A 14,578-nucleotide genomic window follows, 5' to 3' on the forward strand; every position below is an offset into this window, starting at 1 on the left:
AGTGGGCTTGGCACCTGGGCGTGGGAGGCAATCGACCCGAACAAAAAGGCGCCGCGGGGAACGTGCCCCGCGGCGCAGCAGGCGGTCAGGCGAGGGAGGAGAAGGCATGCCGCCCGCATGCAATCCGGTGCCGGTCGGACCGGTGCCGATCAGACCGGCGGCGGCCGGCGGCCGCTGATCAGGCCATAGACCAGAGAGATCACGAAGAGGATCAACGCGACCACGAAGATCAGTTGGGCGATGCCCATGGCTGTGCCGGCGATGCCGCCGAACCCGAACACCGCCGCGATCAACGCGACGACCAGAAAGGTCAGAGCCCATCCAAACATGTTTCATCTCCTTCAGTCACAGCCGGATCGGACGTCGAAAAGCGCCGGAAGCCGGGTAATCGTACCGCAGGCGATGGCAGGTCTTCGTCATTCACCGGGAACGACAAGGATGACCGCAGGCGATACATCGTTCAGTGTCGGGATACGAACGCACCAGCAGCGTTTTTGTTCGGCCGCACCCGTGTTTTTTTAAGATTTGCCTTTTTTCAACGATCGCCCGCCCTCTCTCGTGCGCATGTTTCCTCCTTGCTCACCCACGCCTTGCGCGCGGCCTTAGCTTACGCGCGCCTTACGCGCGCAGCGCGCGCGTGCCGTTTCACGGGGCGGTTTCATGGGTCGGTTTCATGGGTCGGTTTCATGGGGCCGACGCATCGGGGCCGGATCGACTGGGGCCGGATCGTTTTTCGGGAAAGGTCCGGAACCTTTTCCCCGCGCCGGGGTTGATCTGGCGTGACTGATCCGAACCCGCGGCCCTGATCGAAGCGGCAGGCGGGCGACGATCGCGGGACAATCCGAGCATCAGGAGATCAACGACATGATCCGCAAGCTTCTGACCACCACCGCCCTCGCCGCTGCCCTGGTTGCCGGCACCATGACCACCGGTGCCATGGCGCAGGACCAGCCGCTCAACGAGGACACCGGCATGACGCCGGCACCGGCGACCCCGGGCATGGACATGCCGGCGACCGGGTCTGACGCCACGGCCGCTCCCACCACCCCCATGGGCGACCGCAACATCCTGTCCGAGTTCGGCGCCACCAGCGCCGACGAGCTGATCGGCAGCACCGTCTACAGCAACCAGGACGAGGATCTCGGCAGCGTCTCCGACGTGGTGGTGTCCAGCACCGGTGAGGTCGACGCCATCGTGATCGATGTCGGCGGCTTCCTCGGCATCGGCGCCAAGCCGGTGGCCGTCGAGGTTTCCTCGATCGACATCCGCCGGGACGAGAACGGCGATCCGCGCATCTACACCAACTACACCCAGGAGACCCTGGAGGCCCTGCCGGAGTATTCGGCGGACGCCACGGACGGTGTCCGCGACGTCGCCCCGGCCCAGTAAGGCGTCGGCCACGGTTCGACCGAGGACGAAGCGAAAGGGAGGTGCCGGCGCGGCCGGCGCCTCCTTTCCTGTCGCGGCGCCCGCCGCCACCGGACGCTCCCCGAGGCCGGTTCCAGGCATCGGGTTTCAGGTTTCAGGTTTCAGCAAAGGAGAGGCACGATGCCGACCACCGCCACCACCGAAAACGGCAGCGCCGCCGCTGCCGCCGCCAGGGGCGCCCGGGCACAGGACGAGGCCGCCAACATCCAGGACAATATCGAGCGCCTGCGCGGCGACATTTCGGCCCTCGCCCAGTCGATCTCCCGCTACGGCTCCGAGAAGACCAGCGAATACAGCGAGCGTGCCAGCAAGGCCGGCAAGGATCTTGCCGATGCCTCGCAGCAGACGCTCGACAGCCTGACCGAGGAGTTGAACCGGCTGGAGCACTCGCTGGCCACGCATGTCCGCCGCAAGCCGCTGCAATCGCTGGGGATTGCCGCCGGCATCGGCTTTCTGGTCGCCCTGCTGTCGCGGCGCTGAGCGCGATGCTGCGCCTTGCCCCGCTCCTCGCCTCGCTGCTGACGCGCGACCTCGGCGCGGCGCTGCGCCGGCTTCGCCGCTCGGCACTGGTCTGGGCGCTGGCCGGCCTCTTCGCCCTTGCCGCCTATGCGGCGGGGCTGATCGCCGCCGGCCTGGCGCTTGCCACTGTGGTTGCTCCGGCGGCGGCGGCGCTTGCGGTCGGCCTGTCGCAACTGCTGCTCGCCGCGCTGGCGCTCAGTTGGCTCGCCCTCGTCAATGCGCGGGAGCGGCGGCGGCTGAGACACGACGACGGCCACCGGACGCTGGCGACGACGGCGGCGCTCGCCGCCGCCCTGCCCCTCCTCGGCTCGCGCAAGGGGCTGGCGCTGGCGGCGCTCGGCGGTCTGGCGCTGCTGCTCGCCGCAAGACGCGCGGCAGAGGGGCCCGGCCCCGACTGACGGGCACCTGCGACTGGGGGGGGGCCGGCCAAAGGGAGGGCGGCTAAAGGGCGGAGCCGAACGTCTCCGCTCCCTCGTCCTCGGTCAGTGCCATCACCTCGCGCAGCCGCGCCCTGGCGCGGTGGACGCGGCTCTTCAGCGTGCCGGTGGCGCAGCCGCAGATCTCCGCCGCCTCCTCGTAGGAGAAGCCGGAGGCGCCGACGAGAATGATCGCCTCGCGCTGGTCGCCCGGCAGCGCGTCGAGCGCGCGGCGCATCTCATGCATGGCGAGCGAGGCGTGCTGCGGCGGCGCCACCGCAAGCTGCGCGGCCAGCCGCTCGCCGCTGTCCGGAACCTCGCGCGAGGTCTTGCGCAGCCGGCTGTAGAAGCCGTTGCGCAGGATGCGGAACAGCCAGGCGCGCATGTTGGAGCCCGGCACGAAGCCGTCCCGGCCGGCCCAGGCCCCCAGCACCGCGTCCTGGACGAGATCGTCGGCAACATCGCTCCGCCCGCAGAGCGACACGGCGAAGGCGCGCAGGCCCGGCAGTTGCGCCAGCATCTCGCGCCGGAAGTCGGATCCGGATTCGGATCTGGAAGCAGGCGCGGCAGGAGACGCCGGCGCGCCCGGCTTTGCTTCGGGCTTTCCGGCGCCGGGCTTCATCACTCGGGGTTCTCCGAGGCCTTCGTCTCCGCCTCGTCGAGCCGGTCGAGCAGGTCGAGAAAGCGGTCGGGCGTGCCCTCGTCCTGGACGGAATCGTAGAAGTCCCGTAGCCGCTGCATGATCGGGTCGTGGCTCGCCGCCGCCTGTCCCGGCATGCCCGCCGGGATGCGCCCCGCGCCCGTTTTCTTCGCTTCCGTCATCGCGCCCATCCGGTTCAAAGCCCCGCCGCCAGTATAGGCCAAGCGGCGAAGCCAAAAAAAGGGACGCGGCAGGGAACTTTCTCCCGCCGATTGCGTTAGCCTTGCTGTTGAATGTCCGGACGGGCAGACAGGGAGTTCCACATGCCACTTTCCACCCGCATTGCGTCCCATCTCCCCTACTTGCGTCGATACGCAAGAGCGGTGACGGGATCGCAGCAATCGGGCGATGCCTATGTCGCCGCCACTCTGGAGACGCTGATCGCGGATGTCTCCTCCTTCCCGCAGACCAGCAGCGATCGCGTGTCCCTGTACAAGGTCTTCGCCGCGGTCTTCGGCTCCGTCCGGATGGACCTGCCGCCGAGCGACTCGCCCTTCGCCTGGGAGCGGCGGGCCAGCGCCAACCTTGCCGCGCTCCCCTCGTCGGAGCGCCAGGCCTTCCTGCTCACCTCCGTCGAGGGCTTCACGCCCGAGGAGACGGCGCAGATCCTCGACGTCGCCGTCGAGGACGTCGACCTGCTGCTGGCGGAGGCGGCGCGCAACATCTCCCGCCAGATCGCCACCGACATCCTGATCATCGAGGACGAACCGCTGATCGCCATGGATATCGAGCATATCGTGACGGAACTCGGCCACCGGGTCAGCGGCGTCGCCCGCACCCACAAGGAGGCGGTCGAGCTGTTCGCGCGGACAAGGCCGCGGATGATCCTCGCCGATATCCAGCTCGCCGACGGCAGCTCCGGCATCGATGCGGTCAACGACATCCTCAAGAGCGAGCCGATGCCGGCGATCTTCATCACCGCCTTCCCCGAGCGGCTGCTGACCGGCGAGCGGCCCGAGCCGGCCTTCCTGATCACCAAGCCGTTCAACCCCGACATGGTCCGCGCCCTGATCAGCCAGGCGCTGTTCTTCGATCAGACGGTCGAGGCTGCCGCCTGATTGGGCCTGTCGCCCTCCCCCCGCCCCGCGCCGCCTGCCTGCGGCGCGGGGTTTTCCGTGCGGGCGGCTGCCCGCGAGGCCGGAGGTGTTACGGCCGCTCCAGCCAGTCGTCGACCTCGCGCCGGGCGTGTTCCTCGGCCACCCCGTAGCGCTCCTGGATCTTGCCGACGAGCTGCTTCTGGTTGCCGGCGATGACGTCGAGGTCGTCGCCGGTGAGCTGTCCCCAGCGCGCCTGCACCTTGCCCTTGAATTGCTCCCAATTGCCTTCGATCTGGTTCCAGTTCATGAAACTCTCCTGTGTTTGCGCAAGACCGCGAGCCGATCTCGCCTGAGGTGAACCCGCGTTTCGGAAAAAGGTTCCGGGCAAGGCTCATGGGTGAGGCTCAGGGGCGAGGCTCAGGGCGCGGACGGAACCCGATCCCGCACCGCGCGTTACCTGCCCAGCGGTCCGTTGCCGGCGAGCGGCGCGGAGGCCGGGCCTTGCACGAGGACCGGCCCGGCGTGGCGCCGACGCCTGGCACGCGGGATGAACGCGCCTTGTCGGCACCGGACCTGGAAACGCTGCTTGCGAACGCCGCGCGCCTGGCGCTGGTCGTGATCGGCCTGCTCGCCCTGATCGCCGCGCTGGAATACGCCCGGATGATCCTGGCGCCGGTCTTCCTCGCCGTGGTGATCGGGCTGATGTTCGGCCCGCTCTCCGACAGGATCGAGCGGTTCGGCATCCCCACCTGGATCTCGGCGCTCGGCGTCGTCGCCCTGTTCCTGTCGCTGATCGCCATGACCGGAACCGCCTTCGCCGTGCCGCTGTCCGACTGGATGGACAAGCTGCCCGACATCTGGGCCAGGCTGCAGTCGCAGCTCACCACCTGGAAGGGGCTGGTCGCCTCCTTCGGCGGCATGCAGGAGGAGCTGCGCTCGGCGCTCGGCCAGAGCACCGGCATGAAGGTCGACGTCGACAGCACCTCGCCGGTGGAGAGCGCCGTCTATTTCGCCCCCGCCTTCATGGCCCAGGTGATCCTGTTCCTCGCCAGCATGTATTTCTTCATCGCCACCCGGAAGCAGTTTCGCGAAACCGTGCTGTGGCTCTGCCCGACGTCGGCGCTGCGCCAGAGCGCCCGCCGCATCTTCAACGATGTCGAGGCGCGGGTGTCGCGCTACCTCTTGTCGATCACGGCGGTGAACATCGGCCTCGGCATCAGCGTCTCGCTCGCCCTGTGGGCGATCGGCGTGCCCTCGCCGATGCTGTGGGGCCTGCTGGCCGGGGTGCTCAACTATGTCATCTATATCGGCCCGGCGGTGATGGCGCTGCTGCTGACCGGCGTCGGCCTTGCCACCTCCGACACCACCGCCGGCATCCTCGCCCCGCCGCTGGTCTTCCTGACGCTCAACCTGATCGAGGCGCAATTCGCCACGCCCGCCGTGCTCGGCCGCACGATGACGCTGAACCCTTTCGTGGTGCTGCTCGCCATCGCCCTGTGGATCTGGCTGTGGGGGCCGGTCGGCGGCTTCATCGCCGTGCCCTCGCTGCTCATTGTCGAGACGGTGCTGATCAACATCCTGCCGCTGCGCGAGCTGGAGGAGATGCCGCCGGGGACCTCCGCGCCTGGCTAGGGTCAGGACCCTAGAGGCCCAGCCGGTCGCGGATCCGGTAGACCAGCACCGAGGGCGCCAGGAACCAGGGATCGCCGGAATAGAGCGGCCGGGTCTGGAAGGCGAGCCCGTCGAAGGCCGTCGCGCCTTGTGCCAGTCCCGCCGCCTGCTGGCCGATCCGCATGCCGAGATAGCCGGCCATGCCGACGCCCGAGCCGCAATAGCCCATCGCGTAATGCAGCCCCTCGTCATTGCCCACATGCATCAGTTCGTCGAACGTATAGGCGACGAAGCCCATCCAGGAATGGGAGACGCGCACGGACGCCAGTTGCGGAAACAGGCGCACGAGTTCGGCATGCAGCTTCACCGCGCTGCGGCGCGGATCGGTCTCCGACAGCGACACCCGGCCGCCGAACAGGATGCGGCGGCGATCCGGCGAGGGGCGGTAGTAATAGACCAGCTTGCGGCTGTCGGAGAGGATGCGGTTCGTCGGCATCACCTCGTCGATCAGCCCGTCCGGCAGCTCTTCCGTCGCAATGACATAGGAGCCGATGGGAATGACCCGGCGCCGGTGAAAGGGGCTGAGCGGCCCGCTATAGCCGTTGGTCGCCAGCACCACGCGCTGCGCCCGCACCTCGCCGCGCGGCGTCATCAGGCGAAAGCCGCCGCTCGCCCGCTCCAGCCGCTCGACCGGACAGCGGGAGACGATGCGCGCGCCGGCCCGCCGGGCAACGCCGAGAAGCCCGGCGTGATAGCGGCCCGGATCGAGGCTGGCATGACGCGGCAGCACCATGCCGCCGTGATAGGCGCGGGTGCCGAGTTCGGCCGGCAGGTCTTCAGGCGAGACCGCATAGGCGCCGGTGTCGAGCACCGGATGCGGGCTCCGGCAGGCCTCCACCATCGCCTGATAGCGCCGCCGCGTATGGGCGCCGTGGAAGCGGCCGCAGACCGAGAAGGCGCAGTCGATGCCCTCGTCCGCGACAAAGCGGGCGACATGGTCGAGCGAGGCCTGGCCCTCCTTGAGGATGGCGACGGCGCGCTCGCGGCCATGGCGCCGCGTCAGGGTGCCGAAGTCCGGCTTCACCGAGGTCGAGATCTGCCCGCCATTGCGGGTGCTGCAACCCCAGCCCGCCGCCTCCGCATCGAGCACCAGGGTCGAGGCGCCGGCGCGGGCGGTGGCAAGTGCCGCATGCAGCCCGGTATAGCCGGCGCCGATCACCGCGATATCGACCTTTGCCGGCAAGGGCTCGGCCTCAGACGGGTCGGCCGGTGCAAGCGGCGCCCCATCCCACCAATAGGGCTGAGGGCGGAAATCGGGCGTGAAGAGATCGCTCATGCGCTGCCCTCCGCGTGATCCTCAAGGATCATGTCTGCTCCCTTTTCGCCGACCATGATCGCCGGCGCATTGGTGTTGCCGGAGGTGACCGTCGGGAAGATCGAGGCGTCCACCACCCGCAACCCGGCAAGGCCGTGGACGCGCAGGCGCGCGTCGACCACGTCGACCGACGGGTCCGGCCCCATGCGGCAAGTGCTCACCGGATGGAACACGGTGCCCGAGCGGGCGCGGATATCGGCGATGAGATCCTCTTCCGATTGCACATGCGGACCGGGGCGGATCTCCGCCTCGATCACCGAGGCGAAGGCGGGCGTTGCCGCCATCTCGCGCAGGAACCGCGCCCCCTCCAGCATTTCCTGCAAGTCGTGATTGGTCGAAAGGTAGTTGGGGTGGATCGCCGGCGGCGCGAACGGATCGGCCGAGCGCAGTTCCAGATGGCCGCGGCTGGTCGGGCGCGTCGGCTGGATGCCGAGCAGGAAGCCGGGGAACGGGTCCGGGCTCATCAAGGGCCGCTTGCCGGGCGGCGCCTTGGTGTAGCTGACCGGCGAGAAGAAGAGCTGCATGTTCGGCCGGGCAAGCTCCGGCCGGGTGCGGAAGAAGCCGCCGCCCTGGTTGACGCCGAGCGACAGCGGCCCGCGCCGCGCCAGCACGTAGCGCAAGCCGTGCCACAGCTTGCCGTGAAGCGGGCCGAGCTGCTGGTTCAGCGTCGGCACCTTCGAGCGGTAAAGATAGTCGAGGCCGAGATGGTCCTGCAGGTGGCGGCCGACACCGGGCAGGTCGTGCAGCACGGCAACGCCCCGTTCCGCCAGCAGCGCGCCCGGCCCGACGCCGGAGAGCTGCAGCAGATGCGGCGAGTTGACCGCCCCGGCGGCAAGGATCACCTCGCGCCCGGCCCGCGCCACATGAAGCCGGCCCTTGCGCCGATACTCGACGCCGACCGCCCGCCGCCCCTCGAACAGGATACGCGTTGCATGGGCACGGGTCTCGACGCGCAGGTTCGCCCGCCCGCGCGCCGGGTGCAGATAGGCGCGCGCCGCCGACATGCGAAAGCCGCCCTTCGCCGTGTTCTGGTAGAGCCCGACGCCCTCCTGGTCGGCGCCGTTGAAGTCGGGATTGCGCGCAAGGCCCGCCTGCTCGCCGGCCGCGAGATAGGTCTGGCAGAGCGGATGCAGGTCGCGCGCCATGGTCGCGACATGCAGCGGCCCCTCGCCGCCGCGCCAGGCATCGGCACCGGCATCGTTGGTCTCCGCCTTGCGGAAATAGGGCAGCACGTCGTCCCAGCCCCAGCCGGGATTGCCCATCGCCTTCCAGTCCTCGAAGTCCTGGTGCTGGCCGCGGATATAGACCATGGCGTTGATCGAGGAGGAGCCGCCGAGCACCTTGCCGCGCGGCCAGTAGGACGGCCGCCCGCCAAGGCCCGGGTCCGGCTCGGTCATGTACATCCAGTTGATGCGCCTGTCGTAGAAGGCCTTGCCGTAGCCGATCGGCACCCAGATCCAGAAGTTGAGGTCGCTGCCGCCGGCCTCCAGCAGCAGGACGCTGTGGCGCCCTCCGGCGCTCAGACGGTCGGCCAGCACGCAGCCGGCCGAGCCGGCACCCACGATGATGAAATCGACGTCGGACATGACGGCAGGACCCGCCTTCAGGTGGTGGACTTGTCCCTTTGCACGGCGATGGAAACCAGCGCCAGCAGCCCGGACCCGAGCATCAGGACGAAGGAGACCGCGTTCAGCACCGGCGTCGAGCCGACCTTCACCATGCGGTCATACATGGTGACCGTCAGCGGCGCTTCGGAGCCGACGAGGAACAGGGTGGTGTTGAAATTCTCGAAGGAGACGAGGAAGGCGACGATGCCGGCGGCGATCATCGCCGGGCGCAGGAAGGGCAGCGTCACCGTGGCCAGCACCCGCGCCCGGCTGGCGCCGAGATTGAGCGCCGCTTCCTCCATGGCGATGTCGAATTTCCGCAGCCGCGCGATGATCACCAGCGAGGTGATCGTGGTGATGAAGGAGAACTGGCCGAGCACGACAAGGGCGATGCCCGGCCGCAGGATGGAGAGCTCGATGCCGGTCGCCCGCTCGATGGAATTGGCGACCGTGCTCGCCAGCACCAGGATCGAGATGCCGAGGATGACGCCGGGAATGACCAGCGGCAGCACCATGACGATATAGAGCGCGTTCTTGCCCCTGAACGTGCCGCGCACGAACAGGAAGGCGTTGCAGGTGCCGACAAAGACCGAGAGCAGCGACACGAACGAGGCGATGACGAAGGAATAATACAGCCCGCGCAGCAGCCGGCGGTCGTGGAACATGCCGAGCTTCGGCTCGCTGTCGGAGAAGAACCAGTCCAGCGTGAAGCCCTGCCAGGGGAGCGCGGGAAACAGGGAATCGTTGAAGGCGAAGGTGCCGGCGGCGACCAGCGGCGCCGCCAGGAAGACGAAGAAGGCCGCGAGATACAGCCGGTAGCCGATCAGGAACAGGCCGGAGCGGGAGGTGTCGATCATCGTCTCAGCTCCGCGCCACGGTGCTGGCCAGGGTCTGGCCGGAGAGCTTCAACCCGATCCACACGACAAGCGAGGTGAAGGCGAGCAGCAGGAAGCCGAAGGCGGCGCCCGACTCCCAATTGTAGCGGGTGATGAACTGGTCGTAGATCTGCTCGGTGAACCAGCTCGAATTCTTGCCGCCGAGCAGGATCGGCGTCAGGTAGCTGCCGGCCGTCAACATGAAGGTGACGATGCAGCCCGAGACGATGCCCGGCATCGCGTAAGGAATGATGATCCGCCGCAGCACGGTGAAGCCGCTGCCGCCGAGATTGTAACCGGCCTCGATCATCGCATTGTCCATGCCGTCGAGGGTGGAGACCAGCGGCACGATCATGAACAGGATCACCGTATAGACGAGGCCCATCACCACGGTGGCGTCGGTGTAGAGAAACTCCACCGGCCCGCCGGCCAGCCCGCTCCATTGCAGCAGCGTCGAGACGACGCCGGTCTCGCGCAGCAGCAGGATCCAGCCGAAGGCACGGATCAGATCGCTGACCCACAGCGGAATGAGGATGATCAGGAACAGCGCGCCGCGGGTGCGGTGGCCGGCGATCTTGGCGATGTAATAGGCGACCGGAAAGCCGATCAGCAGCGCCAGCACGGTGACCAGCAGCGACATCGAGCCGGTGCGCATCAACGTGTTCCAGTAGATCGGCTCCTGGGCGAAGGCGATGTAGTTGCCCAGCCCGTATTCGTAGACGCGCGGCGCCACCTTCTCGCGCAGCGACAGGACGATCATGCCCATGTGCGGCAGCGCGATCAGCAGCACGATCCACAGGGTGAAGGGCGCGAACAGCAGGATCAGCGACAGGCGCCGGATGTCGCGGCCGCTGCTCATGCCGAGGCCCCGGCCGCGACTTCCGCGGCAAAGCAGCGGGTCTGGGCGCGCGGCCAGGTCAGCCGCACCGCCTCGCCGGGGCGCAGGTCCCCGGCCCCGCCGGTCAAGGTCACGTCCGCCTCGATCAGGCAGTCCCGCGGCCCGCGCACCAGCACCCGGCTGTTGGCGCCGTTGAACAGCAGGCTGTCGACCGCGCCCTCAAGCACATTGTCGCCCTCGGCCGGGACCGCCGATCCCGCCTGCGCCAGCCGCTCGGCATGGACGAATTCGGGCCGCACGAAGAGCTCCACCCGGCCATGGTCGGCGAGCGGCGCGCGGCCCGCCACCGTGCCGACCAGCACCAGCCCGTCGCCGGTCTCCACCTTGACCTCGTCGCCGGAGCGCGACAGCACGCGGGCGGACCAGCGGTTGCTGTCGCCGACGAAGCCGGCGACGAAGGCGGTGTCCGGGTTGTGGTAAAGCGCCTGCGGGGTGCCGATCTGGTCGAAGCGGCCATTGTTCATGATCGCCACATAGTCCGACATCACCAGCGCCTCGGACTGGTCGTGGGTGATGTAGATGAAGGTGGTGTTGAACTGGTGCTGCAGCAGCTTCAGCTCGATCTTCATCGCCTCGCGCAGCTTGAGATCGAGCGCGCCGAGCGGCTCGTCGAGCAGCAGCACGTCCGGGTCGAGCACCATGCAGCGGGCGATGGCGATGCGCTGCTTCTGGCCGCCGGAAAGCTGGTGGATCTCGCGGTTCGCCACGTCCGGCAGGGCGATGCGCTGGAGCACGTCCTTGACCTTGCGGTCGATCTCGGCCTTGCCCACCCGCTGGCAGCGCAGGCCATAGGCGATGTTCTCGTAGACATTCATCATCGGGAACAGCGCCAGGTGCTGGAACACCATCTTGACGTTGCGCCGGTTCGGCGGCGTCTTCAGCACCGACTTGCCCTTGATGCGGATGTCGCCGGCGGACGGTTCCTCGAAGCCGGCGATCATGCGCATCAACGTCGTCTTGCCGCAGCCCGACGGCCCGAGGATCGAGAAGAAGCAGCCCGAGGGGATCTCGAAGCTGACGTCGCGCACCGCGCGCACCGAGCCGTAGGACTTGGAGACGCCGAGACATTCCAGGTCGTTGATGGCGAGGTCATTGACGGCAGGGTCGTTGGTGGCGAGGTCGTGGATGGCTGTCATTGCGCGGGGCTCGCTCGCGGGGGCTCGGGCGGGCCACCCGCGAGGGGGCGGCACCACGGATCATCGGCAGGGTGGATCGGCGGGACCGGCCCGGCAAGGCGTTTCGGCGCGGCCGGCAGGATCCGGCGCGGCGGGCGCGCCGGATCGCGGTCGTCGGCCGGGCCCTCACGTCGGAGGGCGCCCCGTCAGTTGGACGTCGCCGCCTGGATCTTCTCCAGGGTCTTGCCTTCCATGTCCTCGACGCCGGGAGGAATGTTGGCGAAGAACTTGAGGTTGTCGATGTCGGCCGGCGTGAACGCCGCCTTCACCGCCGCCTGCTTGTCCGCCGGCAGCAGCTCCTGCGCCCCCTTGATCGAGGCGAGCGCGCCGGTGCTGGCCGACATCATCGTCACGATCTCCGGCTGCAGCACGAAGTTGATCCACTTGTAGGCGGCCTCGTCCGCCGCGCCCTTGCGCGGGATCGCGAACGTGTCGATCCAGGCGAGCGCGCCGGTCTCCGGCGGCACGAAGACGATGTTCTGGTTCTCGCTGTAGAGCTTGAAGGCGGTCGAGTCCCAGGTCTCCGAGGCGACGATCTCGCCCGACAGCATCATCGCCGAGAGGTCGTCGCCGCCCTTCCAATAGGCCTTGATGTTGTCCTTGCAGGTGATCAGCTTGTCGGCGACCTTGTCGAGCAGTTCCTGGTACTTGCCGAGATCCGCATAGGTCGCGAACGGGTCCTCGCCCATGGCGAAGGCGGTGCCGAGCAGGATGGTGCGGCGCAGCCGCATCGAGGTCCGGCCCTTGTATTGCGGGTCGCACAGGTCGGCCCAGCTCTTCAGGTCCGGCGCCTTGGTCTTGTCGACCATCAGGCCCGAAGTGCCCCACTGATGCGGCACCGCATAGACATTGCCGTCGATGGTGGTGTTGGCCTTGACGCCGTCGAGCAGCTTCGGCTCCATGTTCGACGTGTCGATCTTCGACAGATCAAGCGGCTTGTAGATGTCGTATTCCATCTGCACCGCATAGATGCGGTCATGGCTCGGCTGGGCGAGATCGAAGCCGGCGCCGCCCGTCGCCCGCAGCTTGGCGATCATTTCCTCATTGTTGGAGAAGGTCACCTCGACCTTGATGTCCGGATATTTCTCCTCGAACAGCCGGATCACCTCTTCCGGCGCGTAGGATCCCCAGGTCAGCAGGCGCAGCGTCTCGGCGCTGGCCACCCCCGAGACGAGGGTGGCGACCAGCGCCCCCGCCAGTGTTGCTTTCAAACGCATGTCCAGGACCTCCCGTTGAAACCGCGTGGTGCGGAGGCCGCCTCTGTTTTTCGGCCACCGGCAAAAAGCTTAGAGAGGTATTGGCCTGTGTCATATATCCATTATCGAGTTTTGGAGAGGTCCAATTTGCCGATCCGCCCCCGCCTCATCCGGCGCCCGGAAACCCCGACAGCGCCTCGGCCGCGCGGCGGATCTCCAGCGGCGTGGCGCTGCCGAAACCGAGCACCACCCCGCGCGCGGCGATCGGCGTCAGGCAGTAGCGGCCGATCGGCGCCATGACGACGCCGCGCGCGCCCGCGAAGGCCACCGCCCGCTCCTCGCTGGCGCCCGGCGGCAGCAGGCCGATGGTGTGGAAGCCGCCGGAGGTCGGCTGCACGTCGAGCCGGCCGGCAAACGGCGCGAAGGCTGTGACCAGCGCCGCGTGCCGCTCCTCGTAGACCTGCCGCATCGCCCGGATATGCGTGGCGAACAGCCCCTCCTCCATGAAGTCCGCGATGATCGCCTGCGGCGCCGTCGGCACGCCGCTGAGCCAGGAGACGCTCATCTGCGAGAAGGTCTCGACCAGCCCCTTCGGCGACAGGATGAAGCCGACGCGCAGCGAGGGAAACAGCGACTTGGAGAAGGTGCCGACATAGATCACCCGTTCCTGGGTGTCGATGCTCTTGAGCGGCGGCTGCGGCGGGTTGGAATAAGTGAACTCGCCGTCGTAATCGTCCTCCACGATCAGCGCGTCGCTGTCCTCCGCCGCCTGCAACAGCTCCAGCCGGCGGGCAAGGCTCATCACATGGCCGAGCGGCTGCTGATGCGAGGGCGTGACGAAGGCAAGGCGGAAATGCGGGGCGCGGTCGAGCCCGTCGGCGACCACCAGCCCCTGGTCGTCGATGGCGACCGGCACCAGATCCGCGCCATTGGCGACGAGGGCATTGCGCGCGCCGATGGCGCCGGGATTCTCGAACCACACCCGGTCGCCCGGATTGAGCAGCAGGCTGCTGATCAGCGAGAAGGCCTGCTGCGCGCCGCCAACCACGAAGATCTGCTCCGGATCGCATTTGATGCCGCGCAGCGCGTTGAGATGGGTGGCGATCGCCGCGCGCAGCCGCGGCAGGCCGAACGGGTCGCCATAGCCCATCACCTCCTGCCGCTCGGCGCGCCAGTGGCGGGCCGACAGCCGTGCCCAATGCGCCATCGGAAAGGCGTCGAGCGCCGGCAGCGCCGTGACGAAGGGCAGCATGCGATGCGGCAGGCGGCCGCGCGGGGCGAAATGCCGGGTGGCATGGCGGCTGGCATGGGACAGGCGCGGCTGGGCGACGACGCCGCGCTCGTCGCTGCCCGCCGGCCGGGCGACGCGCTGGCCCTGCAGCGCGGTCGCCACATAGGTGCCCGCCCCCACCCGCGCCTCCAGCAGGCCCTCGGCGATCAGCCGGTCGATGGCATTGCTCACCGTGGTGCGCGACAGGTCGAGTTCGGCGGCCAGCGTGCGGCTCGCCGGCAGCCGCTCCCCCGCCTTGACCCCGCCGGTGAGGATGATGTCGCGCAGCGCCATGTAGAGCTGGACGCTGATCCCGCGCCCGGCCGAGCGGTCGATGCGGATCGAGGAGAGCAGCGCTCCCGCCTGTGTCTTCATGCCCGCGTCCTCTTCCGCGACCCGATCCGCGAGCGCGTGCTCGCCAAATTGGACCGGCCAAATCCTCAAAATGGACCTTATCTCCAAGCCAATCGA

General features: G+C 68.4%; 16 protein-coding genes. 5 read left to right on the top strand and 11 right to left on the bottom strand.

Annotated elements, in window-relative coordinates; genetic code table 11:
* Nucleotides 1-149: 149 nt before the first annotated feature.
* Complete coding sequence (locus tag TSB10P1A_RS11950) at nt 150-329, bottom strand: DUF1328 domain-containing protein (protein ID WP_186388153.1); 180 nt, start codon at nt 327-329, stop codon at nt 150-152.
* A gap of 535 nt (nt 330-864) precedes the next feature.
* On the opposite strand from TSB10P1A_RS11950, the gene TSB10P1A_RS11955 reads away from it, so the two are divergent.
* From TSB10P1A_RS11955 to TSB10P1A_RS11965, 3 genes are all read left to right on the top strand, one after another.
* Entirely contained in the window at nt 865-1,389 is a 525-nt protein-coding gene (locus TSB10P1A_RS11955) for a PRC-barrel domain-containing protein (RefSeq protein ID WP_186388154.1), read from the top strand.
* 159 nt (nt 1,390-1,548) lie between these two features.
* On the top strand, nt 1,549-1,908 hold the full coding sequence (locus tag TSB10P1A_RS11960) for a YqjD family protein (protein ID WP_186388155.1): 360 nt from the start codon (nt 1,549-1,551) through the stop codon (nt 1,906-1,908).
* Between the two features lie 5 nt (nt 1,909-1,913).
* Entirely contained in the window at nt 1,914-2,345 is a 432-nt protein-coding gene (locus TSB10P1A_RS11965; RefSeq protein WP_186388156.1) for a hypothetical protein, read from the top strand.
* Between the two features lie 43 nt (nt 2,346-2,388).
* Here TSB10P1A_RS11965 and TSB10P1A_RS11970 read toward each other — a convergent pair whose 3' ends face one another.
* Together TSB10P1A_RS11970 and TSB10P1A_RS11975 are read right to left on the bottom strand one after the other, a co-directional pair.
* Nucleotides 2,389-2,985 (bottom strand): sigma-70 family RNA polymerase sigma factor, encoded by a 597-nt coding sequence (locus TSB10P1A_RS11970; protein ID WP_186388479.1) that lies wholly within the window; start codon nt 2,983-2,985, stop codon nt 2,389-2,391.
* Complete coding sequence (locus TSB10P1A_RS11975; RefSeq protein ID WP_186388157.1) at nt 2,985-3,185, bottom strand: NepR family anti-sigma factor; 201 nt, start codon at nt 3,183-3,185, stop codon at nt 2,985-2,987. Before TSB10P1A_RS11975 ends, TSB10P1A_RS11970 begins: the two co-directional genes overlap by 1 nt.
* Before the next feature lie 141 nt (nt 3,186-3,326).
* Between TSB10P1A_RS11975 and TSB10P1A_RS11980 the strand changes: the two genes are divergently transcribed.
* Complete coding sequence (locus TSB10P1A_RS11980) at nt 3,327-4,121, top strand: response regulator (RefSeq protein ID WP_186388158.1); 795 nt, start codon at nt 3,327-3,329, stop codon at nt 4,119-4,121.
* A gap of 88 nt (nt 4,122-4,209) precedes the next feature.
* Here TSB10P1A_RS11980 and TSB10P1A_RS11985 read toward each other — a convergent pair whose 3' ends face one another.
* The gene (locus TSB10P1A_RS11985; RefSeq protein ID WP_186388159.1) at nt 4,210-4,407 is read right to left on the bottom strand and encodes a CsbD family protein; all 198 of its coding nucleotides are present in this window, start codon (nt 4,405-4,407) and stop codon (nt 4,210-4,212) included.
* A 251-nt stretch (nt 4,408-4,658) separates the two neighbouring features.
* Between TSB10P1A_RS11985 and TSB10P1A_RS11990 the strand changes: the two genes are divergently transcribed.
* Complete coding sequence (locus TSB10P1A_RS11990) at nt 4,659-5,732, top strand: AI-2E family transporter (protein ID WP_208987085.1); 1,074 nt, start codon at nt 4,659-4,661, stop codon at nt 5,730-5,732.
* 10 nt (nt 5,733-5,742) lie between these two features.
* On the opposite strand, the gene TSB10P1A_RS11995 is transcribed toward TSB10P1A_RS11990, so the two are convergent.
* The 7 genes from TSB10P1A_RS11995 to TSB10P1A_RS12025 all read right to left on the bottom strand — a co-directional run bounded on the left by TSB10P1A_RS11995 (nt 5,743) and on the right by TSB10P1A_RS12025 (nt 14,482).
* Nucleotides 5,743-7,047 carry an FAD-binding oxidoreductase gene (locus TSB10P1A_RS11995; protein ID WP_186388160.1) on the bottom strand — a complete coding sequence of 435 codons (1,305 nt, stop codon included), beginning with the start codon at nt 7,045-7,047 and terminating at the stop codon, nt 5,743-5,745.
* The gene (locus tag TSB10P1A_RS12000) at nt 7,044-8,672 is read right to left on the bottom strand and encodes a GMC family oxidoreductase (RefSeq protein WP_186388161.1); all 1,629 of its coding nucleotides are present in this window, start codon (nt 8,670-8,672) and stop codon (nt 7,044-7,046) included. The genes TSB10P1A_RS11995 and TSB10P1A_RS12000 overlap by 4 nt, the downstream gene beginning before the upstream one ends.
* 17 nt (nt 8,673-8,689) lie before the next feature.
* Nucleotides 8,690-9,550: an ABC transporter permease gene (locus tag TSB10P1A_RS12005; RefSeq protein WP_186388162.1), complete on the bottom strand. Its 861-nt coding sequence runs from the start codon at nt 9,548-9,550 to the stop codon at nt 8,690-8,692.
* A gap of 4 nt (nt 9,551-9,554) precedes the next feature.
* Complete coding sequence (locus tag TSB10P1A_RS12010; protein ID WP_186388163.1) at nt 9,555-10,427, bottom strand: ABC transporter permease; 873 nt, start codon at nt 10,425-10,427, stop codon at nt 9,555-9,557.
* Entirely contained in the window at nt 10,424-11,602 is a 1,179-nt protein-coding gene (locus TSB10P1A_RS12015; RefSeq protein WP_186388164.1) for an ABC transporter ATP-binding protein, read from the bottom strand. Before TSB10P1A_RS12015 ends, TSB10P1A_RS12010 begins: the two co-directional genes overlap by 4 nt.
* Before the next feature lie 185 nt (nt 11,603-11,787).
* Complete coding sequence (locus TSB10P1A_RS12020) at nt 11,788-12,858, bottom strand: extracellular solute-binding protein (protein ID WP_186388165.1); 1,071 nt, start codon at nt 12,856-12,858, stop codon at nt 11,788-11,790.
* Nucleotides 12,859-13,003: 145 nt separating this feature from the next.
* Nucleotides 13,004-14,482: a PLP-dependent aminotransferase family protein gene (locus TSB10P1A_RS12025; RefSeq protein WP_186388166.1), complete on the bottom strand. Its 1,479-nt coding sequence runs from the start codon at nt 14,480-14,482 to the stop codon at nt 13,004-13,006.
* Nucleotides 14,483-14,578 lie beyond the last annotated feature (96 nt).

Origin of the sequence: Stappia sp. TSB10P1A, from assembly GCF_900185725.1 — a bacterium.
Lineage (GTDB): Bacteria > Pseudomonadota > Alphaproteobacteria > Rhizobiales > Stappiaceae > Stappia.

Bases quoted from the DNA above. Each gene is read 5' to 3' on its own strand.
- TSB10P1A_RS11950 (WP_186388153.1), bottom strand. From the start codon at position 329: ATGTTTGGATGGGCTCTGACCTTTCTGGTCGTCGCGTTGATCGCGGCG.
- TSB10P1A_RS11955 (WP_186388154.1), top strand. From the start codon at position 865: ATGATCCGCAAGCTTCTGACCACCACCGCCCTCGCCGCTGCCCTGGTT.
- TSB10P1A_RS11960 (WP_186388155.1), top strand. From the start codon at position 1,549: ATGCCGACCACCGCCACCACCGAAAACGGCAGCGCCGCCGCTGCCGCC.
- TSB10P1A_RS11965 (WP_186388156.1), top strand. From the start codon at position 1,914: ATGCTGCGCCTTGCCCCGCTCCTCGCCTCGCTGCTGACGCGCGACCTC.
- TSB10P1A_RS11970 (WP_186388479.1), bottom strand. From the start codon at position 2,985: ATGAAGCCCGGCGCCGGAAAGCCCGAAGCAAAGCCGGGCGCGCCGGCG.
- TSB10P1A_RS11975 (WP_186388157.1), bottom strand. From the start codon at position 3,185: ATGACGGAAGCGAAGAAAACGGGCGCGGGGCGCATCCCGGCGGGCATG.
- TSB10P1A_RS11980 (WP_186388158.1), top strand. From the start codon at position 3,327: ATGCCACTTTCCACCCGCATTGCGTCCCATCTCCCCTACTTGCGTCGA.
- TSB10P1A_RS11985 (WP_186388159.1), bottom strand. From the start codon at position 4,407: ATGAACTGGAACCAGATCGAAGGCAATTGGGAGCAATTCAAGGGCAAG.
- TSB10P1A_RS11995 (WP_186388160.1), bottom strand. From the start codon at position 7,047: ATGAGCGATCTCTTCACGCCCGATTTCCGCCCTCAGCCCTATTGGTGG.
- TSB10P1A_RS12000 (WP_186388161.1), bottom strand. From the start codon at position 8,672: ATGTCCGACGTCGATTTCATCATCGTGGGTGCCGGCTCGGCCGGCTGC.
- TSB10P1A_RS12005 (WP_186388162.1), bottom strand. From the start codon at position 9,550: ATGATCGACACCTCCCGCTCCGGCCTGTTCCTGATCGGCTACCGGCTG.
- TSB10P1A_RS12010 (WP_186388163.1), bottom strand. From the start codon at position 10,427: ATGAGCAGCGGCCGCGACATCCGGCGCCTGTCGCTGATCCTGCTGTTC.
- TSB10P1A_RS12015 (WP_186388164.1), bottom strand. From the start codon at position 11,602: ATGACAGCCATCCACGACCTCGCCACCAACGACCCTGCCGTCAATGAC.
- TSB10P1A_RS12020 (WP_186388165.1), bottom strand. From the start codon at position 12,858: ATGCGTTTGAAAGCAACACTGGCGGGGGCGCTGGTCGCCACCCTCGTC.
- TSB10P1A_RS12025 (WP_186388166.1), bottom strand. From the start codon at position 14,482: ATGAAGACACAGGCGGGAGCGCTGCTCTCCTCGATCCGCATCGACCGC.